This window comes from Nitrospira sp. CMX1 (assembly GCF_054902215.1).
Map to the genome: position 1 here is coordinate 1 of NZ_JBUBKD010000068.1, position 18,796 is coordinate 18,796.

The 18,796-nt window shown below is 56.2% G+C and carries 21 protein-coding genes and 2 pseudogenes; 16 read left to right on the forward strand and 7 right to left on the reverse strand.

Going from position 1 to position 18,796, the window contains the following annotated elements:
- The 3 genes and pseudogenes from ACYX34_RS17395 to ACYX34_RS17405 all read left to right on the forward strand — a co-directional run.
- Positions 1-309, forward strand: a pseudogene (locus ACYX34_RS17395) (hypothetical protein); the annotation flags it as partial.
- Between the two features lie 369 nt (positions 310-678).
- Positions 679-930: an AbrB/MazE/SpoVT family DNA-binding domain-containing protein gene (locus tag ACYX34_RS17400; protein WP_462077850.1), complete on the forward strand. Its 252-nt coding sequence runs from the start codon at positions 679-681 to the stop codon at positions 928-930.
- 94 nt (positions 931-1,024) lie between these two features.
- Positions 1,025-1,312 (forward strand): PIN domain-containing protein, encoded by a 288-nt coding sequence (locus ACYX34_RS17405; RefSeq protein ID WP_462077851.1) that lies wholly within the window; start codon positions 1,025-1,027, stop codon positions 1,310-1,312.
- Positions 1,313-1,323: 11 nt separating this feature from the next.
- Here ACYX34_RS17405 and ACYX34_RS17410 read toward each other — a convergent pair whose 3' ends face one another.
- The gene (locus tag ACYX34_RS17410) at positions 1,324-1,671 is read right to left on the reverse strand and encodes a hypothetical protein (protein ID WP_462077852.1); all 348 of its coding nucleotides are present in this window, start codon (positions 1,669-1,671) and stop codon (positions 1,324-1,326) included.
- A gap of 286 nt (positions 1,672-1,957) precedes the next feature.
- Between ACYX34_RS17410 and ACYX34_RS17415 the strand changes: the two genes are divergently transcribed.
- Positions 1,958-2,197, forward strand: a complete 240-nt coding sequence (locus ACYX34_RS17415; protein ID WP_462077853.1) for a type II toxin-antitoxin system VapB family antitoxin — start codon at positions 1,958-1,960, stop codon at positions 2,195-2,197.
- Positions 2,184-2,585: a type II toxin-antitoxin system VapC family toxin gene (gene vapC / locus ACYX34_RS17420; RefSeq protein WP_462077854.1), complete on the forward strand. Its 402-nt coding sequence runs from the start codon at positions 2,184-2,186 to the stop codon at positions 2,583-2,585. Before ACYX34_RS17415 ends, vapC begins: the two co-directional genes overlap by 14 nt.
- Here vapC and ACYX34_RS17425 read toward each other — a convergent pair.
- The 3 genes from ACYX34_RS17425 to ACYX34_RS17435 form a co-directional block, all read right to left on the reverse strand.
- Positions 2,580-3,581 carry a helix-turn-helix transcriptional regulator gene (locus tag ACYX34_RS17425; protein WP_462077855.1) on the reverse strand — a complete coding sequence of 334 codons (1,002 nt, stop codon included), beginning with the start codon at positions 3,579-3,581 and terminating at the stop codon, positions 2,580-2,582. The genes vapC and ACYX34_RS17425 overlap by 6 nt on opposite strands.
- Positions 3,582-3,805: 224 nt before the next feature.
- The gene (locus tag ACYX34_RS17430; protein ID WP_462077856.1) at positions 3,806-4,018 is read right to left on the reverse strand and encodes a hypothetical protein; all 213 of its coding nucleotides are present in this window, start codon (positions 4,016-4,018) and stop codon (positions 3,806-3,808) included.
- Positions 4,019-4,025: 7 nt separating this feature from the next.
- Entirely contained in the window at positions 4,026-5,555 is a 1,530-nt protein-coding gene (locus tag ACYX34_RS17435; RefSeq protein ID WP_462077857.1) for a YifB family Mg chelatase-like AAA ATPase, read from the reverse strand.
- A gap of 522 nt (positions 5,556-6,077) precedes the next feature.
- On the opposite strand from ACYX34_RS17435, the gene ACYX34_RS17440 reads away from it, so the two are divergent.
- Together ACYX34_RS17440 and ACYX34_RS17445 are read left to right on the forward strand one after the other, a co-directional pair.
- Complete coding sequence (locus ACYX34_RS17440; protein WP_462077858.1) at positions 6,078-6,632, forward strand: YfgM family protein; 555 nt, start codon at positions 6,078-6,080, stop codon at positions 6,630-6,632.
- Positions 6,633-6,790: 158 nt separating this feature from the next.
- Entirely contained in the window at positions 6,791-7,027 is a 237-nt protein-coding gene (locus ACYX34_RS17445; RefSeq protein ID WP_462077859.1) for an Lrp/AsnC family transcriptional regulator, read from the forward strand.
- 63 nt (positions 7,028-7,090) lie between these two features.
- On the opposite strand, the gene ACYX34_RS17450 is transcribed toward ACYX34_RS17445, so the two are convergent.
- Positions 7,091-8,119, reverse strand: a complete 1,029-nt coding sequence (locus ACYX34_RS17450; protein WP_462077860.1) for a Gfo/Idh/MocA family protein — start codon at positions 8,117-8,119, stop codon at positions 7,091-7,093.
- A 119-nt stretch (positions 8,120-8,238) separates the two neighbouring features.
- Between ACYX34_RS17450 and ACYX34_RS17455 the strand changes: the two genes are divergently transcribed.
- Both ACYX34_RS17455 and ACYX34_RS17460 read left to right on the forward strand, forming a co-directional pair.
- Positions 8,239-9,039, forward strand: a complete 801-nt coding sequence (locus ACYX34_RS17455; RefSeq protein WP_462077861.1) for a dienelactone hydrolase family protein — start codon at positions 8,239-8,241, stop codon at positions 9,037-9,039.
- Positions 9,036-10,028, forward strand: coding sequence for a hypothetical protein (locus tag ACYX34_RS17460; protein ID WP_462077862.1), 993 nt, complete (start codon positions 9,036-9,038; stop codon positions 10,026-10,028). The genes ACYX34_RS17455 and ACYX34_RS17460 overlap by 4 nt, the downstream gene beginning before the upstream one ends.
- Before the next feature lie 123 nt (positions 10,029-10,151).
- Here the strand turns inward: ACYX34_RS17460 and ACYX34_RS17465 are convergent, their stop codons facing one another.
- Positions 10,152-10,544: a DUF423 domain-containing protein gene (locus ACYX34_RS17465; RefSeq protein ID WP_462077863.1), complete on the reverse strand. Its 393-nt coding sequence runs from the start codon at positions 10,542-10,544 to the stop codon at positions 10,152-10,154.
- Here ACYX34_RS17465 and ACYX34_RS17470 point away from each other — a divergent pair.
- A complete protein-coding gene (locus tag ACYX34_RS17470; RefSeq protein ID WP_462077864.1) occupies positions 10,543-10,932 on the forward strand; it encodes a hypothetical protein in 390 nt (129 codons plus the stop codon). The genes ACYX34_RS17465 and ACYX34_RS17470 overlap by 2 nt on opposite strands.
- 109 nt (positions 10,933-11,041) lie before the next feature.
- Positions 11,042-11,497 (forward strand): bactofilin family protein, encoded by a 456-nt coding sequence (locus ACYX34_RS17475; RefSeq protein WP_462077865.1) that lies wholly within the window; start codon positions 11,042-11,044, stop codon positions 11,495-11,497.
- Between the two features lie 22 nt (positions 11,498-11,519).
- Here the strand turns inward: ACYX34_RS17475 and ACYX34_RS17480 are convergent, their stop codons facing one another.
- Positions 11,520-11,927, reverse strand: a complete 408-nt coding sequence (locus tag ACYX34_RS17480; protein WP_462077866.1) for a DUF3597 domain-containing protein — start codon at positions 11,925-11,927, stop codon at positions 11,520-11,522.
- 327 nt (positions 11,928-12,254) lie between these two features.
- Here ACYX34_RS17480 and ACYX34_RS17485 point away from each other — a divergent pair, with 327 nt between their 5' ends.
- The 5 genes and pseudogenes from ACYX34_RS17485 to ACYX34_RS17505 all read left to right on the forward strand — a co-directional run bounded on the left by ACYX34_RS17485 (position 12,255) and on the right by ACYX34_RS17505 (position 18,529).
- Positions 12,255-13,886, forward strand: coding sequence for a flavin monoamine oxidase family protein (locus ACYX34_RS17485; RefSeq protein ID WP_462077867.1), 1,632 nt, complete (start codon positions 12,255-12,257; stop codon positions 13,884-13,886).
- 17 nt (positions 13,887-13,903) lie between these two features.
- A pseudogene (gene pxpB, locus ACYX34_RS17490) lies at positions 13,904-14,646 on the forward strand (5-oxoprolinase subunit PxpB).
- The gene (locus ACYX34_RS17495) at positions 14,633-15,394 is read left to right on the forward strand and encodes a LamB/YcsF family protein (RefSeq protein ID WP_462077868.1); all 762 of its coding nucleotides are present in this window, start codon (positions 14,633-14,635) and stop codon (positions 15,392-15,394) included. The pseudogene pxpB and the gene ACYX34_RS17495 overlap by 14 nt, the downstream one beginning before the upstream one ends.
- Positions 15,394-16,368, forward strand: coding sequence for a 5-oxoprolinase subunit C family protein (locus ACYX34_RS17500; RefSeq protein WP_462077869.1), 975 nt, complete (start codon positions 15,394-15,396; stop codon positions 16,366-16,368). The genes ACYX34_RS17495 and ACYX34_RS17500 overlap by 1 nt, the downstream gene beginning before the upstream one ends.
- Positions 16,369-17,623: 1,255 nt before the next feature.
- A complete protein-coding gene (locus tag ACYX34_RS17505) occupies positions 17,624-18,529 on the forward strand; it encodes a BACON domain-containing protein (RefSeq protein WP_462077870.1) in 906 nt (301 codons plus the stop codon).
- The last annotated feature ends 267 nt before the right edge of the window (positions 18,530-18,796 follow it).

The window sequence follows — 18,796 nt, forward strand, 5'->3', positions numbered from 1 at the left end:
CTGACTCATCGTTCTTACCCTACGATTCCTCTGGACCTTCTCTTCGCGAACGATCGCCAGTCTCAATCGGCGCTTGCTCGCAGACAAGCGCTGCAGCTTCTTGGCGTCTCCCTGTATGTCTGCAGTCCGGAAGACCTGATTCTCCTGAAGCTCAAGGCTGGCCGTCCTCATGATTTTGAAGATGTGCTGGGCATTATCAAGAATCCTCACTTGCGCGTCGATCTTGACTACCTCTGGAGCTGGGCTGACCGGCTTGGGCTTCAGGGTGAACTGTCCTATGTGTTCCAGGCAGCCGACACCGGAAGGTAGAGACGCTTGCCTGCCTCGTTTCGGCCATGACCATGGTTTTGTCCCCCGACTCCTCCTTTTATCCAGCGGCCCAAACGGCACGTCGGGATTGTATTTGTTCACCGGATTCAGCGGATTGTCCGGATGATACTTGTAACTATATGGGGGTGCGCCTTGCCATCACATGGGGTCATATCTCCTCGGATTTACATCATGGGGACAGCACCTCTCGACCATCCTAGATCCTCATGGTCCGAGCAGAATCAAGGGACATGCCTCAGGGAGCCAGTCCGCCACGATGTGTGGCTCGGCACATCGCACCAGACACGATTGCAAATTGACCACGATTTCTTCCTTCGATATACTGTTATGGAATCGGAGGACGTTTCCATGCCTGTCTCCCAACTCTCTTCAAAGGGTCAGATTCTGATTCCCCGGCAACTTCGACGCAAGCTGGGGTTCAAAGCCGGGGGTAGAGTCCAGTTGACCGAAGAAAGCGGCCGCTTGGTCATTACGCCTGCGGCGGATGATCCTATCGCAGCAGCTACAGGATTTCTCACGGGCAAGTTCTCCCTGACGGACGACCTCCGTCGCGAGCATCGGGAGGAGACCCGGCGTGAGCAAAAAACTCGTCCTCGATAGTTTTGCGCTGGTGAGCCTCTTCCATAAGGAACCCGGGTGGGAAAAGGTCCGTACCGTTCTGTACGAGCAATAGCGGGCTGGAACCAAAGCCTACTTGAACTGGGTCAATTGGGGCGAATTCTTTTACATCGTCAAACGCAAAGTGGGCGCGGAACGGGCCACGGAATCCCTGCGGCTTCTGGAACAGTTGCCCATTGAACTGGTTCCGGTCGATCTGCCGTTGGTCCGCGAGGCGGCGGAAATCAAAAGTGCCTATGCGGTCTCTTACGCGGATGCGTTCTGTATCGCCACGGCCCGTCGCATCGGAGGAACGGTCCTGACGAGCGACCCTGAATTCCATGCTGTCGAGCATCTGATCACCGTTCGGTGGCTGCGCACCTAAGCGCCTTCCCCTCATCTTCCCCTCCCATCCAACGGTGCAAACGGCACGTCGGGGTTGTACTTGTTCACCGGATTCAGCGGATTGTCCGGATGGTAGCGATTCACCGGATTGAAGGGATTATTCGGATTGTATTGATTGATCGGGTTGGTCGGATTGCCGGGATCGTACCGGTTCACGGAATTGAACGCGCTGTTAGGGTCGTACTTATTGACGGGATTGAGCGGATTATCCGGCGCATACCGGGTTGTCGGAGTGAAGATGTTGTAGTCCCGCTCGTAGCGCCGGTCGAAGCCCATCTCGGCGTGGCTTGTTGTGGTCCACATCAGAACTAGCATGATCAGCAGCCCTGTCGGTCTCATTGTCGCCTCCTTGCCACCAGTTCATCGCGGCCTACTATACCGGACGACTGTGACATCGGAGGTCCCTTCCGAAACAATTTCCTTACCGCACACTTTCTTCGACTCTAGTAAGGGCTTCCGACAGCCAGGTCGGTTCTCGCTCTGAACTGATCATGACATCCAGGGTCTCTACCGATACCGGCGTGCCGTCCGATCACGATCTGGCCAATGCCGGCTTTCCAGTGAGAACGATTGACATCTGCCTCCTCCATGCATACGATACTGGCATATCAAAGAGAGGTGCTGAATGCGTACAACCTTAGATCTCAACGAGAAGCTCATTCGGAAACTTATGGACGTGACTTCCGCCAAAACCAAGACTGACGCGATCCATCAGGCGGCAGCGGAATTGATTCGGAGAAAAAAACTAGATGAGCTCAAGTCTCTGAGCGGCAAGATCCGTCTCGACCTGGATTGGAAAGAGCTGGAACAGACCGAGCTCCACCATCAAGCATCCTTGAAGCGCCGCCGTCATGGTCATCGCTGATACATCCGTCTGGATTCCATTCTTTAATCGTCCAAATTCGCCTCAAAAAGCCACTCTCGATTTACTTATTGACGCCGACGAAGTCGTCCTGGTCGGAGTGGTACTGGCTGAATTGCTCCAGGGTTGCCGCACATCGTCGGAACGGGAGACCCTTTCCGAGGCCTTGCTGGCCTTGCCCTACCATGAAGTGACTCAGTTCATTTGGTCGCAGACAGGTGATCTCTCGGCACAGCTGCTTCGTAGAGGCGTGACCTTGCCGCTGTCGGATCTGATCATCGCCGCCTTGGCTATCGAACACCACTGCCCGGTGTACAGCCTGGATACCCACTTCAAAAAGATTCCAGGTGTGCGTCTGTATTTGCCCGCATCACGCCGATCATTCTCATAGTGCTGAGCCGGAGTTCCTTCGTTGAATAGAGTCAGCCTCTTCCGCAACAGCTACTCGCAGACCGTCGGGACATACCACCCGGACACCGCTGCCAAAGCTGAGAATCCATCCGACGAGTTCCCGGCTGTCGGCAACGATCAGGGTCATCCGTAGCTTGCCGCCCGGCAACCGTTTCAATTGTTGACTCGGATGCCAGACACGATCTTTTGCCCACGCAGCCGTCCCTTTCTCGAAAATCAGTTCCACCTCAATGCGCGGTCCACGCATGACGGTGAGCGTATCCTCCACAAAGGCCTCGAAGTCGAAGTGCAGCGGGATTTGATACGGCAACTCGGTGGGCGTCACGGACTTGATCCGCTCGACGGCGAACATGCGTGGCTCGTTGCGAAGGTGGCAATAGCCGACGAGATAGAGCCCCCCGGAGGCGTACCAGAGCCGGTAGGGATCGACTTCCCGCCTAGTCACGCGCCCGCGCGAGGCGGACTCGTAGCGCATCTGGATCCGTTTTTTCTCGGCAATGGCATGGGCGACACGCTCGACGACCTCTCGATGACGTTTATATCGCTTATGCGGACCGAGGCCGACGGAAAATGTGCCTTCAAGTTGGTGCACCAACGCAAGCCCTTCCGGCGGCAGCGCTGCCGAGGCTTTACTCAAAGCAGATTGAAGGGAGGCATGCAGGGTGGTGCCTTCGAGCGGGGCAATGAGACGACGACTCAACGTAAGGGCCATGAGTTCTGTCGGTGAGAACCGGAGGGCCGGAGCATGGCGCACTCCATCGAGGAGCTTCCAACGTATCCGACCGTCGATCCGCTCGGTCACCAGCGGCCAGCCGGCCGATTCAATGGCATCGAGATCGCGTCGCACCGTGCGTGGATGGCGGACGGCGGAATGGTCGAACCCTTCGGCGAGTTGCTCCAGCGTGAGTCCCTGCCGCGACGCTTCCAGCTTGTTGAGGAGAATGAGCTGTCGGACAGCCTGGTCGTTACGCGGCATCGCCCCTCCCCGTTTGCCAGAGCCCTACGGAGCTGTAAACCACGAATGACGGTATTTCAATGTCAGAGGAAGGGCAAGCGAAAAGGGGTTCCCGATCTCGACACCGCGAAGACTCTCGTCAGATAGAGACATTCAAGAGGCACGGTGCCGCCAACGGTAGAAGCAGCACTCCTGCTCCGGTCATCGCGTGAATCGTCACATCAGGGAAGGACTCAGACCGACCATCACGATTTCTTGATTCGATCGAGGATCAGCGCGGTACAGCCGCCCAACAACCCTCCGCCCATCACCGTCGTCAGCAGCTCTACCAGTTTCAACTCCCACACCGACCCTTGCGCTTGCATGACTTCCCTGATGCCACCTTGCACCATGATGACGGACAACGCCATCGTGGCACCCACGACAAACCACCAGATAAACACGCGTACCGATGCCACGGAAGCCTCACACGTCAGGGTTACGGTCAAACGAACGATACTGAATCGCCTCTGCAATATGCACGGTCTCGATCCTCTCTGAGTCGGCCAGGTCCGCGATCGTCCGTGCGACACGCAGGATACGTCCGTGGGCTCGCGCGGAGAGTCGAAGCTTTGCCATCGCCTGCTCAAGCAACTCTTGAGCGGGCTGATCGATTCCACAATACCGTTTTACCAGCCGCGGCTTCAACTGCGCATTTGCATAGATCCCCTCCGCTCGGTACCGCCGCCGCTGTCGATCGCGCGCCGTCGCGACACGCGATCGGATCGCCGCAGAAGATTCTGCGGCGGGCAGCTCCGTGCGAAGCTCTCGAACCGGCACCGGCGGAACATCCAGATGAATATCCAGCCGGTCCAATAAGGGACCGGAAAGTTTTGCACGATACCGGCGAATCTGTATGCCGGAACAGATACAAGACCGAGTCCTGTCTCCATAATATCCACAAGGACAGGGGTTCATCGCCGCAATCAGCATGAACTGGGCTGGGTATTTAAGCGTCCCACTTGCCCTTGTCAGGATGACAGACCCATCCTCCAACGGTTGCCGTAGCCCTTCGAGCGCCCCTCGTTTGAATTCAAGCGATTCGTCCAAAAACAACACCCCGTTATGCGCAAGCGAGACTTCCCCGGGCTTGGGGATGGTCCCTCCCCCGACCAACCCTGCGTCAGAGATACTGTGGTGAGGGGCCCGAAACGGCCGAACGGTCAACAACGGTCGGTCCGGGGTGAGTAATCCCGCCACGCTGTGCACTCTGGTCGTTTCAATCGCTTCATCCAATTCCAACAACGGCAGGATGGACGGCAAGCGGCGCGCCAACATGGTCTTACCGGATCCGGGGGGACCGACCATCAAAACATTGTGTCCCCCCGCCGCTGCCACTTCGAGGGCTCGTTTGGCGTGGTCCTGTCCACGAACATCGGCATAGTCCTCATCTTCCGTCGTGCTGACCGCCCCCAAGATACCCAGACATGACTCGCTTGGAACGAGAACCCGGCTTCGCTTCAGAAATTCGACCGCTTCAGGAAGGGTGTGGATCGGATAGACACGAACCCCCTTGACCCATGCCGCTTCAGCCCCATTGTCTGCGGGAAGCAGCAAGTCGTAACCGGTTCGGCAGACCAGCGCAAAGGACAGGGCTCCGGTAATCGGCTTCACGCGGCCGTCCAACGACAATTCCCCGACAAGCACGGAACGATCGAGCACCGACTGCGGAATCACCTCCTCCGCGACGAGAATGCCGATGGCAATCGCGAGGTCGAGCCCCGACCCCTCTTTTTTGACGCCGGCAGGAGCAAGATTGACGGTGATGCGTTTGGCAGGGAAGTGAAACCCGGTATTCTTCAGTGCGGATCGAACACGGTCTCGGCTTTCCTTCACCGTGGCATCCGGCAACCCGACGACCGAAAACTGCGGGAGCCCGCCGGAAATATCGACTTCGACATCTACGAGATGTGCATCAAGACCGACCAGCGCCGCGCTCGTGACCCTCGCAAGCATGACCCCACGCCTTTCCCTAGCAAGATGCTGAAACAGTCCGCCGGCATCGTTCTCGCGTCGCTCAGACGCTCACCGTACGGCGGGGAGTACGGTTCGCCTCTTTACTCGCTGCGGCCTTGCCGGACAGCCTTTTTGAGCATCCTGTGCTCGTTCCTGAACCAGACTCTGGTGCGCCCCAGTTGCGTATGCGAGCCTTGCCCAGCTGGTTTTTCCGCAGCCTGCCGGCTGGGCCACTGAAAAAAATGTGTTCATTATAGGGAGTCTCTGTAAGGGTTTCAATAGAACCTTCTCTCGACCGTTTCGTCTCAGGCTACAGTTCGAGGCGGCTCGTGCCCCTTCGGCCGGACTTACCCGGCCACGTATGATCGGCTACAGGAGAGGCCTCCATGGAGAATGTGGGCTAGCACCCCATCAACCGGCTCTGTATAATTCGCCATGCTCCGCAGGGCACCGCCAGAGAATTCGGTTCGGTCGGATGAACCACCATGCTATGAACACCCCTCTCAGATCCTGATCCTTGGTATGACGCTCTGGTTGGGCTTACTCCCGATCCAGAATGATTCTGTCTTGGCGATCGACGGAACTACCGGCGTTCCTCGGCAACAACCCAAGCACGCTTCCCCTTATGTTGGATCAGCCATGGCCGTGCTGGCCACCCTTCAGCAGGCGGCAGTGCTTCCGCCCGAAGGCACGCGAGAGGCCGATCGTGTCATCCAAGCCGTCATCCAACTGCAATCCGTCTTTGCCAAGGGAGCGGATCCCGCAATTCAGGCATTCGCCCAACGTGCGCTGGCCGACAAGCACGGAGAACAAGCCGCACCTGCCCTGGAGCAATTTCGCGCCAACGGGTGGACAGCAGACGTGCTGGAAGCACTCGCGGATGCCGACTTCAAGGCCTCACCTGACGAGGGGGAGAAACTGGCGGTGGGGCTCGGACAGTTTAATGTGTCGGTGGATGATTTTCGGCGATTCATGCGACTCCTGCGGGACGGCCGATCGGCCCTCATGGCACAAGGATTGGCCTTTGAGGAGGTCTATACGCGTCATCGGAACACGATGCCGGGCACCACACGCTAGCACGCTCTTTCATGGTGCTGGTTTCGAGTGTCTGGTCTCTTGTGATGGCTTCATTGAAGGACATGAAACCCGAACCTTGCAACACGAAACCCATTTCACCAAGCGACATCACACGTACAACCCATATGGATATCACAACCTGAATAAAGGAGAATCCCATGGCGACGAGAGCGTACATTCTTATCAAGGTCAAAGCGGGACGAACGAAGGATGTGGTCAGTGCACTGAAGCGCATCCCAGGTGTTGAACAGGCTCACTCCTGCTTCGGCCGTCCGGATATTTTCGTCTTTATCAGCGTCCAGGACGAGCGCGCTCTCTCCGACGTGGTGATTACCAAAATCCATGCGATCGACGGCATCGAAGAAACGGATACCCACATCGTCGCAGAATCGTAGACCGCATCACGATAGAGAGGTATCTCGTGAAGCGTACGACGCTTCATGGGTGCACGTCACGGTTCACACTTCGGCAGGCTTACGGCCCTGAGTTCTTTCGAAGGGCGACCAACGGTCGACGATGACGGGAGCGCCCCCGAGCTGAGCCGATTGGTAACAGGCTTCGGCGATTTCCACAGCTCGGCACCCGTCTTCTCCCGTGATCGGCATAGGTGTGCCGTCATGGACCGCCTGAAGGAATGCTGAGAGGGTATCGAGGACGGTCAGGGACGGAGGGATGTCGATATCGGCTGTCGTTTCCCCGGAACTCGTTTCAGTACAAATTCGGCGACGCATCCAGTCGGCCTCTACCCGCCCCTGTGAACCGACCCAGATTGCTCGTCCCGCACGCTCACTCACAACTCGGGTGATCTCCATGCGACAGATCGTTCCCCCTGTCATGGTGAGATGAACTGAGGCCATTCGTTCCGGAGCAATCGGTGGGATGTGATCCATCGTGCAGCGCACGGCCTGTACCTCTTCACCCGTCAGAAACCGAGCCAGATCAAGCATGTGCACACCGATCTCCAGTAAGGCCCCTCGCTTCCCATAGCCCGCCACATGGTCCGGAGCCGTCTTCCGAATCTCGATCTGAAAGACTGCGTCAAGCTCCAGAGAGCGCCCGAGAGAGGATTGGAAGCGCTTCATGTGCTGAATGGTCCTGTCGAACCGAAGGGTCTGGGCCGTCATGAACGGGAGCCCGGCATCGTGGGCCAGCGCAACCATTGTCCGGGCATCGGTGACCGTTGTCGCCAGCGGCTTCTCAACCAACAAGGGTTTGCGGGCTTGCACAGCAAGTCGGCAGATCTCCGGGGAGTACAGAGGGGGAGTCACAACCACGATCGCGTCGACCGACGGATCAGCGATGAGCGCATGGGCCTCACCGTACACCGTAACCGAGTCGGCACCAGGGAGCTGAAACCCCTGTTCGGGATGTCGTCGACACACAGCCTGGAGAGAAGCCATAGGCAGATCATGAACAAGATGCTGGGCATATCGAGCTCCGTGCCGGCCGACCCCGATCAACCCCACTCTGATGCGGTCTCTGTTCATGATACGTCGGACTATCGTTAGAGCCACGTCATCCAGCCGTCAATTGACATTCCCACAAACGGCTTCATATAGTAACGCCATGTTCGGCACAACACCACTCCGGTAACAGAATCTCAATCATGCCTACAGCACCAATCGCTCCGTTTTCAGTCGATCAGATCGGAACGGGAACCGCCCGTTTCCCAAGCGGCGTACCGATCCCCACACATACCGATCAGATGGTGGACCCCTATTTCAAAAGCAAAATGCCGAAGGAGCACCAAGTCGATTGCCTGCTCTTTTGGCCGCAACAAGCCGGGACCTATCCAGGGCTTGTCCTGCTCCATGATTGGTGGGGACTGACGAGTCAGATGAAGGATCTTGGCGCACGCCTGGCCTGTGAAGGATACATGGTCGTTATTCCCAATCTCTACGGTCGATTGGGAGGGATGGTCACCGCCAACGACGACGTCGCCGCTGCCCTGCTGGCACGACAGAACGACGACCAGGTCATCACCGATATCAACTCGTGCTGCGAATATCTCAATACTCGCACCATGGCGAAGAAGAATATTCATGGGGTCGTCGGGTACGGAATGGGTGGATCGTATGCACTGCGGTTCGCCTGCCACCGAAAACGGTTGCGTGCGGCCGTTTCATATTACGGCAAAATGGTGACGCCCAACGAAATGATGAAAGACCTCTTTTCGCCGGTCCTCTATCATCAGGCGGGAAACGACACCTGGGCCACACAGGACGATGTCGAACAACTACGGAGTACTTCCGCAGCATACGCCAAGCGGGTCGAGATCCATTCTTACCCCAACGCCTCACATGCGTTCTGCAACGAGACGAAACCACATGCCTATGACGCCGACAGTGCGTCCCTCGCGTGGGAGCGTACGGCCGGCTTTCTGAAGTCGTGTTTCCAAGGAACATGAGTCAGGCCCGCTCTCCCCTTGACGATTTTCCATACATACTCGGCAATATGGCAAACAAGCTGACGCAGCATCAACCTGGTCTCGGACAACGGCAGGAAAGAGTAGGCCCATTCCTCATCCTGCTGGGCGTACTCCTCCTCCCGTCGTTGGCCATGGCGGAGGAACAAGGCTCTCCGCGCGTATTGACCGACGTGGTGACGCAACGAGGCGATCAGCTTGCGCTGCTCGAGTCAGACGAGGGAGCGCTGAGGTTGTTTACGACATCGGTCGGACCGGCCCTGGGGTTGAAAGATGCCGCCGGAGTCTTGGGAGCCAAACTCCCCGGCAAAATGGTCAAGGAACTTGGGGTGGTGGAATTGTCCCAGTCCGTCTCTGAGTTGATGAAAGCGTTGGGGACATGGCAGTTCGCCAATTCCCTTCGCCAGGAGGCAGGATCATCCGGTCCCGACGTTCCCCTTCCTACCGCACGGCAAGACTGGTTACGGGCAAAAAACCCGACGGCCTCATTTCCTGAGCTCCTCCGTCTGACAAAGGACGAACGAGGATCTCAGCCGGCGCAGGGAACATTGCAGGCACGAAACGTCGAACTGCTCTTGGCGGCGGAACGTACGGCGTTTGAAGCCAGTCACCACGCCATCACGGCCTGGTGGAACATCCATGGGTGGAAGGAGCGGATCCGACAAGCCAAAGGCCATTCACGACTCTGCGGGACCTGGCAATGGATCATTCATAATCACCAGATCCATGGAGAGCAGAAATCCACCATCATCTTTTCCCCGCCAGGACAAGCCTCGGCCAATGCTGCCGCGCCGGCGGAAAGCATCGTTCTCGGAGATGCCATTTACTTGCGTTGGGAGCAGAACGGACACATCCAAGAAGACAGTCTCCTGTTCATCAAAGACGATCAGAAGATCGAAGGGTCTTTTCAGAACAACACCGGCGGATGGGGTCCCATCAGCGGCAAACGCCTCGCTCCCTGCAAGCCATAGTGGATAGCACGCAGGATGTTCAAAAAGACCGTCCAGCGAGACCGCAGCAAGCGAAAGACCGAGGCGTACGCGGTTGGTAGGTTGAGGCCTTGAGCGATGCGAGAACAAAGCTGGAGGACTTTTTCAACATCCTCCCCAGCGCCAGGCACGCCACCCCAAAACACCCCAACCTGCGATGAAGAGCACGCCACCGACCGGCGTCACGGCGCCCAACCATCGGATACCCAAGAGCGATACTGCGTACAGGCTCCCGCAAAACAGGACGGTCCCGGCTGCAAACAGCCACCCCGCTTTGGCCGTACCGGTATCACGTCCGAGGTGCACTCCAAACCCGCTCAAGATCAGACCAAACGCGTGGTACATCTGATAGCGAGTCGCGGTATCGTAGACCGCCAACATTGACGGCTCCAAAATCGTCTTGAGCATATGCGCGCCGAATGCCCCAGCCGCGACGCCAAGTCCTGCACTGACGCAACCGATTCCCACCAACCACCGTGCTGACGAGTCAATCCCCATGGCACATCACTCCCTTACTCAACCGGCCGGAAACCAGCGCGGATCATACGCGATCTCAGCCGAATACTCCATCGCCAACACCGAGGAGCGGCATGGATTCTTCTGGTATAGTTGTTCGATGCAGCACCGATGGATCATCGTCTGGCTTGTGTGGCTCCCCGTTCTTTCCACAGGCGGAGCACTCGCCATGGCCGCCGACTCCCAACAAGTCGACCGAAACAAAGGACTCACCGTCGAAGATCTCACACGTGGATTACGGAGTGCCGCGAAGAATATCGAAAAAGAAATTCCCAAAATCGGACCGGCAATCGGAGCAACGATCAAATCCGTCGGAAGAGGGACTTCGAACAAAACACCGTCCCAGAATCCACCGTCCGATACACGATAGCATTCCGCCTCTCATCTCAAACGACCTCCCCAAATCAGTCTTTGCTTCTTGTTGCCGACTCCTGTATGGTTCATACCTATTTTTGCAACCACTCTGAACGAGGGCCATCATGTGGGACAAAAAACGAGAGGGCGATTCCGACAATGGGAATTTCACCGTCCTGGGAAAGGACGTCACGTTCAAGGGCATCGTCCACTTTCACAGCACGGTTCAGCTCGACAGCTCGATTGAGGGCGAGATCCATGCAAAAGGGATGTTGGTGATCGGTGAGAATGCCACGATCCGAGGAACCATCGTCGCGGAAACCATTGTGACCAGAGGAAAGATCCATGGCAACGTGACCGCGACGAGTAAGATCCAACTGCTCAAGCCCGCGGTCGTCCTCGGCGACGTCTCTGCTCCGTCGTTCTCGATGGAAGAGGGCGCTTTTTTTAAAGGATCGATCGACATGGGCTCACACCCGGTGGCCGATGAGCTCCAACAGACGCCCCTGGTCCTGACGGAATCACCGCAACGGCTGAGCCTTTCCCGTCCGGTATTGATCGAGAGCGAGCGAGAGGGCTGACGACCTCCCGCTCTGCATCCCGTTAATGCAAAAGTTCCTTGGGAATATTCCCACCGTTTGCCGCCAATTTCTGCAACACCGCTTTATGAAGCCACATATTCATGTGGGCTGAATCACCCATCTTGTCCGCAGGGCACCCGAGCTCGGTCGCAAGTTCTTTACGCGCCGTGAGACTGCTGTCCAAATTCAAGAGCTTCATCAAATCGACGATCGAGGTCTTCCAATTCAGCTTCTGCGAATTCTTCGCGGCAAGCCCTTCAAGTTTTCCCACGACATCGACCGCCGACATCGCAGTAGGCTTTGGAGCCGCCGGCGCGGCAGTGGGAGCTGACGGAGCGGCTGTCGCTGGTGCAGCAACCGGAGGTGCGGTTGCCGCGTGCGCCGCGGCACCAAATCCAAGTTTCTCCATAATCGTGCCGAAAAGTCCCATCGCAAATTCCTCCTGGTGGAAGAGTGGCAAATCACATTTCTCTGTCGTTGACATCGAATCTACCACTTAAGCAGAAACAAAATCACCCCACTTTTACTCGAGCAGCTATTCCGCTCATCAAGACTGTCTCACAATAGTACAGGTCCGCACTTTCATTCTGTACAATCCCTACACCGAACCTTTCCGCGTCGGATAGACATCGTTCGACTATTCAGTAACGTGATACAAAGGCTGCTCGTTACATCTCACTCTTCGTTATCTCTTCCCGGTTTTTTTACCCTGCTGTAAGATACCGCCCTAGCCGTTCACCAACCGGGAGGCTTACCGATGGCTCGAAGTGTTCCGCTTCGTTCATTGCGTCGTGTCATAAAAGCCGCGTTATTGACCGAACGACAGGACGGTTCTGCAGCCGATGCCCTTGATGTCATCGAAAAGCAGACTTCAATCATGGAGTCTCGAGTGATCTCGCGCCGCCAATTTTTAGCCGGCGCCGGCGCCACACTCGCCATGGGTACGATGGCCGGCTTTCCACGGCAGGCTGGTGCCAAACCGTTGCCTTCCTCACTCTCAGTCGGAATCGTCGGGGCAGGACTCGCCGGATTGGCTTGCGCGGATACACTTAAAGCCCAGGGCATTCGAGCCTCTCTCTATGAAGCAGCGGCCCATGCGGGCGGCCGCTGTTCATCATTACGCGGATTTTTCCCCGGGCAAGTGGCGGAACGTGGCGGGGAGCTCATCGACAATTTGCATAAGACCATGCTGGGCTATGCGCAACGATTCGGTCTCATCGTAGAAGATGTGAACAAGGAGCCGGGAGAAGTGTTTTACCACTTTGCCGGACAACGGTACCCGGAAACCGCGATCGTGAATGAATTTCGTGATTTTGTATCCGTGATGCGGACCGATTTGAGCCGTCTGTCGAGGGCGGTCACGGCGATCTCCCATACGCCTGACGATGTGACTCTCGACCGAACGAATTTGCTCGCCTATCTGGAGGGCCAGAATGGCGCCGGAATGAAGGCAGGCCCCCTCGCGAAAGCCGCCATCATTGCAGCCTATGAAGGCGAGTATGGCCTCACGGCAGATGAACAAAGCGCTCTCAATCTTCTTCTGTTCATCCACCCTGACCGCCGTTCGGAGTTCACCCCGTTCGGCATCAGCGACGAACGCTATCATTTAGTAGGCGGCAATGACCTGATCATTGAGGGATTGATCGGCGAACTGCCCGGGCAAATTCTGTATGGGAATAGGCTCATGCGAGTCCGCAAGATAAGCGATGGGCGCATCGAGCTCACCTTTCAACAAGGTGCTCGCACCGTCACGTTCTCTCATGATGCGGCCGTCCTGGCCATTCCATTTACGACTCTGCGCCACGTGGATTTGGACAGCAGCCTAGGCGTGCCTCCTGCACAGCACGCGACGATTCAAAATTTGGGATATGGCTCCAATGCAAAGACAATGGTTGGCTTTTCAAGTCGACCTTGGCTGGCACTGGGTGGGAACGGCACCTCCTACTCCGATCTAGCACATCTTCAGACGACGTGGGAGACAAATCCTGCTCTGGGATCGGCGACAAGAGGTGTTCTGACAGATTATTCGAGCGGGCCCCGCGCTACTCGCTTAGATCCTAATGCGCTCCAGGCAAATACTCAGCAGTTCTTACAAGATTTGAATCGGCTGTACCCTGGAGCCTGGGGGGCCGCCGCGCTGGTGCAAGGCCGGTATCTTGCCCATCTCGAACATTGGCCGTCGAATCAGCTGATGAAAGGCAGCTACACCTGCTACCGTCCTGGCCAATTTACTACGATGGCCGGACTGGAGGGTGTTCCTGTGGGAAACCTGTTGTTTGCCGGAGAACATGCGAACTCCTTCTATGAATGGCAGGGCTTCATGGAAGGAGCCGCTCTCTCCGGCATAACCGCAGCACAATCCATTCTGACAATGGCCAAAGCTCATTGACGTAAGCTCGTTCTCCCATGCGTCCAGCACATCCTCCAGCACGTGCGCGTCGCGCTTCGAAAGCAACATTGCGCATCCTGTCGCTCGGCGACTCGGCTCTCACCATCGAGTTCGGGAACGAGATCAATTCGAGAATCAATTCCCGAGTCGTGGCATTCGCAACGACCCTCTTCGACCAACATTGGCACGGTATCCGCGACATCGTCCCCACCTATCGATCAGTCACTGTTCACTTTGATCCGCTCCAATGGGATTCAGCCACATTGGCCAAGAGACTCAAGACCTTACCGCGACGAGAACCAGGCCCGGCTGAACCACAAGGCGTTCTCCATGAAATTCCCGTCTTGTACGGCGGTGAGTGGGGACCGGACTTAGAAGAGGTCGCCGCCTTCGCCGGGCTACGGGCAGATGAAGTAATCGCATTGCATACTTCGGTACCCTATCGCGTCTACATGCTTGGATTCAGCCCAGGCTTTCCCTATTTGGGACTCCTCCCTGAACGGTTGGCGATGCCTCGCCGAGCAACCCCACGGACAAAAGTCCCAGCTGGATCAGTCGGTATCGCTGATCGCCAGACCGGAATTTATCCCATCCCAACCCCAGCGGATGGCAGCTGATCGGTCGAACACCGGTCGCCGTTTATCGGAAGACCAAGACCAATCCATTTTTGCTGAAGCCGGGCGACAGAGTCCGATTCAAACCGATTGCACAGGATGAGTTCGATCAGCTGAGCCGCGAGACCGCGCATGACAACCATTGATCTGAACAGCGACATGGGCGAGTACGACACCCCTGAGTGGCTGGCTCGTGAGGCCGAACTCATGCCGTTGATCACATCCGTCAACATCGCCTGCGGTGCTCATGCAGGCCATCCCACGCTCATGCGCCGAACAGCCAGGCTGGCCTGGGAACACAACATCGCTGTCGGTGCCCATCCAGGATTTCCCGATACCAAAGATTTCGGTCGCGGAGAGCGTCGGACCACGCCGGAAGAAGTTGAGTCACTTGTCGCCACACAGCTGACAACGTTGGCCGATGTGCTGGCCTCGGAACAGCTGATGTTCACCCATGTCAAACTACATGGCGCGCTCTATAACCTGGCAGCCAGAGATCGCGTCGTGGCCGAGGCCGTTGCACGAAGCATTACATCATTCAATCCCCACCTGCTGCTGTTTGCCCTCGCCGGCTCGGAGCTGGTGAAGAGCGGAACGACCGCCGGACTGACCGTAGTCCAGGAAGCCTTTGCCGACCGAGCGTACAACTCCGACGGCACATTGGTTCCTCGCTCACGACCCCACGCGCTGTTACAGACTGAGCAACAAGTTCGTCGACGGTTGTGCGAGATCCTCAATGGTTCAGTCACGAGCCTCGATGGGCAGCGAATACCAATCCAGGCTGATACCCTGTGCGTTCACACAGACAGTCCGCACGCGATTGAGCGCCTCCATCTTATTCGACAGGAACTTGGATCGGCTGGTGTTCACATTGCAAAGCCGCTCTCGACATAATGGAACACCAACCAGCGACGATCCATGTCCTCAAGAGCGGGTGGCTCACCACCGTACAAGATCTGGGGCGTTACGGCTATCAACACTACGGCGTGTCCGTCTCGGGAGCGATGGACTCTTTCTCCACGATCGTGGCGAATCGATTGGTGGGGAACCCAGACCAGGCGGCTGTACTGGAATGCACCCTCAAAGAACCGGAGCTCCGGTTCGAACAGGATACCGTCATCGCCATCACAGGGGCGGATCTCTCCCCAACCATTGATGGCCACAATGTCCCGATGTGGGAATGCATCCTGATTCCGCTCGGCAGTCGATTACACTTCGGCGTACCACGTGCGGGAGCTCGTGCCTACCTCGCCGTCGCCGGTGGCATCGACGTCCCGCTCGTGTTGGGCAGTCGTTCGACCCATTGTGCCAGTGAAACCGGTGGACTTCAGGGGAGGCCCCTGAAACAAGGAGACATTTTACGTGGTGGGAAACTAGGACCAGTCATCAACCAGAGAATCGGCACAAGGCTCCCCGACCCGCTCCGTCCTCACTATGCGCGATCCGCCACCCTGCGTATCAGTCCTGGTCCACAGCAGAATTTCTTCGGGAACAAGCCATTCACAACCTTGACGGAGCCTCCCTATACCGTCGCTCCGCAGTCCAATCGCATGGGCTATCGCTTGACCGGCCCCAAGATTGCTCAGAAAGGAACTGCTCCGTATATCTCGGATGGCGCCGCCATAGGCGCCCTACAAGTACCCCCGGACGGGCAACCGATCCTGTTGATGGCCGACCGGCAGACCACCGGAGGGTACCCCGTAATTGCAGTTGTGATTTCAGCAGATCTCCCTCGTGCTGCACAGCTGGCTCCTGGCGACAGTATCACCTTGACACGATGCTCGGTCGCTCACGCCCATACAGTGCTGCGACTGCAACGGGCTCGACTTGACGCAGAATTGCCGCCATGTGACACGCTCCACAAATGATTGTCGTACACAGCCTTACCACGGACTATCCCTCCGACTGTGTTCACATCGACAACTTATACCGACGCTCTGCTTCCTCATGACGCCACACCGTATCCATTTGGATACTCGCTAAGTCAAACGCGACTCACCGTATCCGCGTCAATGTCTCGGTGAATAGCACAAGGCTTGAGAATTCACGATATGTCCCAAGAGCATGATGTGGTCCGTTCCTTGCTGAACCGTAACGGTACTGCGCCGAGGCATGAGGCACGGAGCCAGTCGGCATAACTAACCCCGTGCAGCCTGCGCCGGCAATCTCCGTGGGCATACAACCCTGCTACCAGAACGTGACGGTCAGGATGATCTCAGTCAAGCATACGTGACGAGGGAGTTTTGGCTGTAATCCCATTCCAAATTGGAAGGATGGTAACGGCCGATCGACAGGTCATCTATGCTCCGGACGAAATCGTCTTTAAAGAAGCCGGAATACCGCTGACTCCCCAAGTCTTTCCCGATTGTCCGCTCTGACCGCCCTCCCATTTCAGAGAAGCGTGACGGGCTTGACGGAAGTTCAGCCACGCCTGAGCTGAATCTAATTCGATACACCATGAATCGAAAAAGATTCACCTCATCGTCGTTCCTCGAATCGACTATACGTAATTCTTCAGATTCCGCACCACGGGTCATACCTTCTGCCTGGTCCATTCCTTGCTGAATGAGCGCGTAGCATTGAGTTGTTCAAAAGACATCTCATCCATGAATCTAAATGGATCTATCGCTGAATAGGGCCTATGCGGCTACATGAGTAGGGCTACAGCGCCTTATCCTGACGAGGGATCGAGCATATGAAGAGTAAGTGGTATTGTCCCGGCCGCGAGAATGACGAGAGCGGCGTGACGGGGAATGTGTTGAGACTCAGGATTCGACCATCAGCTAGTGGGAAGTGACCACGGAGGTGTAAGGCAAGGATCAAGTGCTCAACACGGTAAAACAACGGTCTTGCCTGGCGAGAATGGTTAGAGTCGGAAGCTCTCTACCACTGTACAAACGCCTAACTTCATAATCAAAGGGGCACAGTATGCCAACCAACGATGGAGTTCTTCGAGTTGCCGTAACGCTCCAGTCTATGATCAGCCAGATTCCTTTGGCATCTCCATTTCACCAAGTTGGATGGTGTCGGTCCACACACAAGGAGAACCAATGGAGGTTGCAACTCCAACAGCTGCGCTTAGTAGTCCTGGTTCTCACGGCAATGTGTCTAGGGCATGAAACTGTGCAGGCGCAAGATGCTCCAACGATTAGCGTAAACCCAGCGAGCCTTGTTTTTGCAGCTGAGCAGGGAGGCGCAAAACCAGCTGAGCAGGTACTTACTATTAGCACCTCTGGGGATCAGGACATAACGTGGACAGCAACGAAGAGTGCTCCTTGGTTGACAATAGACCATAGTACTGGAAATCAAGCCGTACCAATAAGGGCCACAGCAATCACAGGCTTTCTCGCCCCAGGGACATTTAAAGACGAGATCACAGTCGCCGTCAAAGGCGAGCAAGTAGCGAAAATCCCGGTAACATTTGTGGTTACCTCCAAGCAGGTTGGCCCGCTCCTACCATCTAGCACGAGGGAGCAGGATGAGAAATTCAGTATCCCCTCCAGTGCAAACTCCGAGTGGCACAAATATTGTGTCGATAACAGCCTCAATCTTAATGGTGACTTCCAATCGGCTAAATCTATTTTTGGTCTAATCGACGGACAGTGGTCGGTAGGCCCAACCGTATCAACACAGCTCATCAAATACGATATGGCGAAAAAGCAAGCCGGCTTCAACGCCTCTGTTGGTGCCGGCGCATCATTTCGATTCTACCGACCCATTAGAATTAAGGACCGCGATGGTTCACTTCTTCAAAAAGTCAATATTGGACAAGTCAGAACGGAATGTCGCCAGACCAGTTTTGGGTGGGACCGCAACTCATATAGAGCATCTCCATTGTTCTCCATCACGCCAACTTTGTATGCCACTAAACCGACGAGTGCGGGAGATTTGGCCATACAACCGGCCATCGTGTTGGGATTTTTTGAGGACGTTCTCAATTTTGGGGTTGGATTTAACCTCACGGGACCGCCAGAAGAAAAAGGCCATGTGTTCTTGCTGATGAGCATTGGGACTGGATTCAGTTTCTGACGTTCATTGCATCTTCTTCAGAGTTGAAGCCTGAACTCGCTATCGGATGAGTCGACCGACATAGGGAATGGAGTTTCACCTGCAAGCGATCCATACGATTCATAATAACTAAACTAGCCTTTAGTGGCACGGAGGTATCACGGATGGGAACGATCAGCTGTATATTTCCGCAGCAGATCTCTAGAACGGTATTCCTGACACTGGCTGTGAGTCTTACGACTGGATGCTCATGGGTTACCTGGTCTAATAGCAGCATCCGCGGGGGTG

Coding starts and splice junctions, on each gene's coding strand:
- ACYX34_RS17470 (WP_462077864.1), top strand. CDS start 10,543: ATGGCACATCACTCCCTTACTCAACCGGCCGGAAACCAGCGCGGATCA.
- ACYX34_RS17485 (WP_462077867.1), top strand. CDS start 12,255: ATGGCTCGAAGTGTTCCGCTTCGTTCATTGCGTCGTGTCATAAAAGCC.
- ACYX34_RS17415 (WP_462077853.1), top strand. CDS start 1,958: ATGCGTACAACCTTAGATCTCAACGAGAAGCTCATTCGGAAACTTATG.
- ACYX34_RS17410 (WP_462077852.1), bottom strand. CDS start 1,671: ATGAGACCGACAGGGCTGCTGATCATGCTAGTTCTGATGTGGACCACA.
- ACYX34_RS17450 (WP_462077860.1), bottom strand. CDS start 8,119: ATGAACAGAGACCGCATCAGAGTGGGGTTGATCGGGGTCGGCCGGCAC.
- ACYX34_RS17425 (WP_462077855.1), bottom strand. CDS start 3,581: ATGCCGCGTAACGACCAGGCTGTCCGACAGCTCATTCTCCTCAACAAG.
- ACYX34_RS17445 (WP_462077859.1), top strand. CDS start 6,791: ATGGCGACGAGAGCGTACATTCTTATCAAGGTCAAAGCGGGACGAACG.
- ACYX34_RS17455 (WP_462077861.1), top strand. CDS start 8,239: ATGCCTACAGCACCAATCGCTCCGTTTTCAGTCGATCAGATCGGAACG.
- ACYX34_RS17400 (WP_462077850.1), top strand. CDS start 679: ATGCCTGTCTCCCAACTCTCTTCAAAGGGTCAGATTCTGATTCCCCGG.
- ACYX34_RS17460 (WP_462077862.1), top strand. CDS start 9,036: ATGAGTCAGGCCCGCTCTCCCCTTGACGATTTTCCATACATACTCGGC.
- ACYX34_RS17465 (WP_462077863.1), bottom strand. CDS start 10,544: ATGGGGATTGACTCGTCAGCACGGTGGTTGGTGGGAATCGGTTGCGTC.
- ACYX34_RS17500 (WP_462077869.1), top strand. CDS start 15,394: ATGGAACACCAACCAGCGACGATCCATGTCCTCAAGAGCGGGTGGCTC.
- ACYX34_RS17435 (WP_462077857.1), bottom strand. CDS start 5,555: ATGCTTGCGAGGGTCACGAGCGCGGCGCTGGTCGGTCTTGATGCACAT.
- ACYX34_RS17440 (WP_462077858.1), top strand. CDS start 6,078: ATGACGCTCTGGTTGGGCTTACTCCCGATCCAGAATGATTCTGTCTTG.
- ACYX34_RS17495 (WP_462077868.1), top strand. CDS start 14,633: ATGACAACCATTGATCTGAACAGCGACATGGGCGAGTACGACACCCCT.
- ACYX34_RS17480 (WP_462077866.1), bottom strand. CDS start 11,927: ATGGGACTTTTCGGCACGATTATGGAGAAACTTGGATTTGGTGCCGCG.
- vapC (WP_462077854.1), top strand. CDS start 2,184: ATGGTCATCGCTGATACATCCGTCTGGATTCCATTCTTTAATCGTCCA.
- ACYX34_RS17475 (WP_462077865.1), top strand. CDS start 11,042: ATGTGGGACAAAAAACGAGAGGGCGATTCCGACAATGGGAATTTCACC.